The sequence below is a fragment of the Halorubrum sp. SD683 genome, from assembly GCF_002135045.1.
In the GTDB taxonomy this organism is placed as follows: domain Archaea; phylum Halobacteriota; class Halobacteria; order Halobacteriales; family Haloferacaceae; genus Halorubrum; species Halorubrum ezzemoulense.
The window spans coordinates 1-4,198 of sequence record NZ_NEWJ01000033.1 but is presented as its reverse complement, the minus strand read 5'-3'; the positions used below and the strand labels follow the sequence as shown (position 1 = coordinate 4,198).

Sequence of the window (4,198 nt, the reverse complement as noted above, 5' to 3'; positions counted from 1 at the left end):
CACGGTGGACCGGGGAACGGGGACGCGCGGCGCCGCCGACCGCGAGCGCGATGTCCCGGTGCGCGACGCCGGGGAACAGGCCGACGCGGGCGAGACCGCTGACGCGGGAGCGAACAGCGAGGCGGACGGGCCGGACGCCGACGACTTCGAGTTCGGCGATGACCTCGCCGATCCGCACGCGGGCGATACGGGAGGCGACGCCGACGGCCGTCGGGACGAGCGCGACTGACCCGCCCGGAGCGCTTATTCGCCTCCGAGCGTCAGGACGGACATGGCTCCGACGCTCGTGAGCGCGGCCGTGGGGGCGCTGCTCGCGGCCGCGCTGCTGGGCGACGCGTTCGATCGGCGCGCGGTCGCGGTCGTCATCGCCGCCGCGGTCCTCCCCGGCCTCGACGCCGCCGCGAGCCTCGCCGTCCCCGGCGCGACGAACGCCCTCCTCCACGCCGTCTGGGCGCCGCTTCTCGCCGGCGGACTGCTCTACTGGGACGGGGAACTGCGCTCGGCGTCGACCCTCCGCGAGCAGGGCGGCCCCCGAGCGGTTCGGGTCGCGTGGGTCGCGCTCGCGTCGTTCGTCGTCGCCGGGGTCGGCGCGGCGCTGTTCGCGGGCGAGGGCGCGGCGCTCCTCTACCCGCTGGAGGACGCGCGCTACCTCGTCCGCGGTCGATTGGTGTTCTCGACTCAGGAGGGGGTCGTCCAGACGTTCCTGACCCCGGGCGCGACGGGGGCGGGGATCCTGCCGATCGAGCGCGTCGGCGGGGCGGTCGCCGACCCGGTCTCCTCGTGGATCAACCCCGACGGGCGACCGGGGTTCGATCCGGGTGCCGACCGCGAGTTCCGGTTCGTCGAGGCGGGGTGGCAGTTAGTCGTCGTCGCCGCCGCGGCCGCGACGCTCGCCGTCCGGTTCCGGTTCCGCGGCGAAGGCGCGGGGGTGAGCCGCTGAATGCCCTCGACAGTCGTCCACGCCGGGTTCGCGCTGCTGCTCGCGGCGGGACTGCTCGGGGCCTACTACGACCGGCGTGCGCTCGCGGTCCTGCTCGTCGTACTTGTCCTGCCGGAGGCGGACAGCTTCCTCTGGCCGATCATGCCCGGCGCGCACCGCACGGTCGGGCACAACTTCGTCTTCCCCGCGGTCGCGGCGCTGGCGCTGTACGTCGACACGCGGGTCCGGGAGCGGTCGTGGCTCCGGGACCGGCTCTCGCCGCGGTGGATCGCGGTCGCGTGGGTCGCGCTGTGCGTCCACGCGTTCGCGCACGTCGCGATCGACTGGACCCACCTCGACGGGGTGAACGCGTTCTGGCCGCTCCGCGACCGGTTCTTCCAGCTGGACGGCAAGGCGGTCTACTCGACGGCCGACGGGTTCGTCCAGACGTTCGTCGACGTGCGGGTCGACCCCGAAAGCGGGTCGCGGACCGTCGACGCGGGCGCGGGCGGCACCAGCGAGTCCGTCCACGTCAACAACCCAGTCCAGCCGCGCGACCCGGACGTCGACGTCGAGGAGCCTGTCGACCGGCGCTTCCCGATCGCGAACAGCGGGTGGCGGCTCTACCTGATCGGGCTCGGGCTGTTCGCGCTCGTCGCCCGGCGGTTCCAAGGCGACGGCGTCGCGGACGACGCCTGACGGCCCCGCGAGATCCGGGGGACTGCGGCGCCCCTAACATGGTATGACCGCAGGGTAAACGGTCCCGGACGCGTAGCGAGACGTAATGACACCCCAACCGGACGCGGACCTATCGGAGGCGACCGAGCCGCTGGCCGGGGAGTCGATCGCCGTCGTCGGCGCCGGCTTCGGCGGGCTCTCGACGGCCTCGTACCTCGCCGACGCCGGGGCGGATGTGACGGTGTTCGAGCGCAACGAGCACCCCGGCGGGTACGCCGGGCGGATCGAGCGCGACGGGTTCCGTATCGACACCGGCCCGTCGTGGTACCTCATGCCGGAGGTGTTCGACCGGTTCTTCGAACACTTCGGGCGATCGACGGACGACTACTACGACCTGGTCGAGCTCGACCCGCTGTACGAGGTGATCTGGAAGGACGGCGACCGCGCGTCGATGCCGGCCGACCGCGAGGGACAGAAGGTGCTGTTCGAGTCGTACGAGTCCGGCGCGGGCGACGTGCTCGACGACTACCTCGCCGACGCCGCGGAGGCGTACGAGCTCGGGATGGACCGGTTCGTCTACCCGAGCCGGTCGCGGCTGCGCGACATGGTCGACGCCGACGTGCTCCGGTCCGGGCGGGCGCTGCCGAAGCTCCGCGAGATGGACGACTACGTCGGCGACTACTTCGACAGCGAGAAGCTCCGCCAGATCGCGGAGTACAAGCTGGTGTTCCTCGGGGGGTCGCCGTACAACACGCCCGCGATCTACACGCTGATGAGCCACGTCGACATGAACCTCGGCGTCTACCATCCGACCGGCGGGATCGCGAGCGTCGTCGACGCGATGGCCGACCTCGCGCGCGACCTCGGGGTCACGATCCGGACGAACGAGCCGGTGACCGCGATCGAGCCGTCGGTGCCGGCGGCGACGCCGACGTTCACCGTGGAGACGGAGCGACGCGCGATGGGCGAGTCCACCGCGGCGGCGCGGTCGGCGCGCTTCGACCGCGTCGTGGCGAACGCGCCGCCGCCGCACGTCGAGCGCGACCTCCTCCCGAGCGGGACGGTCGACCGCGAGTCGTACTGGGAGTCGCGGACGTACGCGCCTTCCGCGTACCTCTCGTACATCGGCGTCGAGGGCGACGTTGACCTCGACCACCACACGCTGGTGTTCCCGACCGACTGGCGGCCGCACTTCGACGACATCTTCGACGAGCCGGCGTGGCCCGACGACCCCGCATACTACGTCCACGTCCCGTCGAAGACGGACCCCGAGGCGGCGCCCGACGGGCACGAGGCCGTCTTCCTGCTCGTCCCGCTGGCGGCCGGGTTGGAGGACGACCCCGAGACGCGCGAGCGGTTCCGCGACCTGGTGTTCGACGACCTCGCCGAACACGCCGGCGTCGACTTCCGCGACCGGATCGTCTTCGAGGAGACCGCCTGCGTCTCCGACTTCCGGCAGCGGTTCAACGCGCCCCGTGGCACGGCGCTGGCGCTGTCGCACACCCTCGAACAGACGGGGCCGCTCCGCCCCGCCCACCGCGCCCCCGGCGTCGACGGCCTCTACTACGTCGGCGCGTACACCAACCCCGGCATCGGGATGCCGATGTGCCTGCTCAGCGGCGAACACGCCGCCGAGGCGGTCGTCGAGGACGCGACCGGCGGGGGCGTGCTCCCGTCCGTCGTCCCCACGTCGACGCTGCGGTGAGGGGCGCGTTCGGGGGCGATTTTACTCGACGCCCGCGTCCGGCCCGTCGATCGGCTCCGGCTCTTGGACCGCGACCCAGTGCGTGACGGTCCCCGCGTCCCCGAACAGCGGCCGCAGCGTGACGCGGTTCGCGAAGGGAGTACCGTCCCGGCGACGGTTGCGGAGTTCGACGGTGACCGCGGACCACGTCGACAGCGCCTCGCGGAAGTCCGCGCGGGGGTCGGCGGCGGCGGCCGGATCCTGAAACAGCCGGGGGTTCCGACCGCGGAGCTCGTCGAGCCCGTAGCCGGTCCACTCGCGGAACCAGCGGTTGACGTAGACGATCGGCGTGTCGCGGTACGCCGGGCCGGGGAGCGTGAGGCCGAGGGGGAGGTCGTCGAGCGCGCGGACGCGGTCGACGAACAGCGCCTCGGCCTCACGCTCGGCGGGGGCGTCCGAGTGCGTCGGGAGCGTCACGCCGTCGAGGTCGTACTCGTCGGTCAGCGCAGAGAGGCGTGTCCGGAAGGCCCCGCGGTCGGCGCCGATCGCCGCGAGCACGTCGCTTCGAAGCGTCACGTGTGCGGTTAGGCGCGGACGGACAAGCGCGTGTCGTTCCGTGAGATGGGGAGCACGGAACCGACCGGACGCCGGTCGCGACCGCCGAGCGGGGCGGGTGAGTGGAACGAACGTTATGTGCGTCCGGGTCGGAGGCTGTGGTCACTGATGCGTGAGACCACCGCCGTCCTCGCGGTCGCGCTGCTCGTCGCGCTCGCCGGCTGCGGCGGGCTCGGCGGGGAGCTGGCCGGCCCCCCCGGAGACCCGTCACCGTCAATCGAGTCCGTCTCCGCCCCGGAGTCGCTCGGCCACGACGAGCGGGCGACGGTCGCGGCGACCGCGCGGTGGGAGGGGCTCGCGGG

Annotated in this window: 4 protein-coding genes and 2 pseudogenes; 5 read left to right on the top strand and 1 reads right to left on the bottom strand. The window is 73.0% G+C overall.

From position 1 onward, the window contains the following. The 4 genes and pseudogenes from B9G49_RS16770 to B9G49_RS09705 form a co-directional block, all read left to right on the top strand. A pseudogene (locus B9G49_RS16770) lies at positions 1 to 229 on the top strand (hypothetical protein); the annotation flags it as partial. 42 nt (positions 230 to 271) lie between these two features. Further along, on the top strand, positions 272 to 940 hold the full coding sequence (locus B9G49_RS09715; protein WP_086216220.1) for a hypothetical protein: 669 nt from the start codon (positions 272 to 274) through the stop codon (positions 938 to 940). Continuing rightward, positions 941 to 1,618, top strand: coding sequence for a metal-dependent hydrolase (locus B9G49_RS09710; protein WP_086216219.1), 678 nt, complete (start codon positions 941 to 943; stop codon positions 1,616 to 1,618). A gap of 85 nt (positions 1,619 to 1,703) precedes the next feature. Beyond that, complete coding sequence (locus B9G49_RS09705; RefSeq protein WP_086216218.1) at positions 1,704 to 3,302, top strand: NAD(P)/FAD-dependent oxidoreductase; 1,599 nt, start codon at positions 1,704 to 1,706, stop codon at positions 3,300 to 3,302. Positions 3,303 to 3,323: 21 nt separating this feature from the next. Here B9G49_RS09705 and B9G49_RS09700 read toward each other — a convergent pair whose 3' ends face one another. Then, a complete protein-coding gene (locus B9G49_RS09700; RefSeq protein WP_086216217.1) occupies positions 3,324 to 3,857 on the bottom strand; it encodes a PAS domain-containing protein in 534 nt (177 codons plus the stop codon). A gap of 147 nt (positions 3,858 to 4,004) precedes the next feature. On the opposite strand from B9G49_RS09700, the pseudogene B9G49_RS09695 reads away from it, so the two are divergent. Further along, positions 4,005 to 4,198 (top strand): annotated as a pseudogene (locus tag B9G49_RS09695) (Ig-like domain repeat protein); the annotation flags it as partial.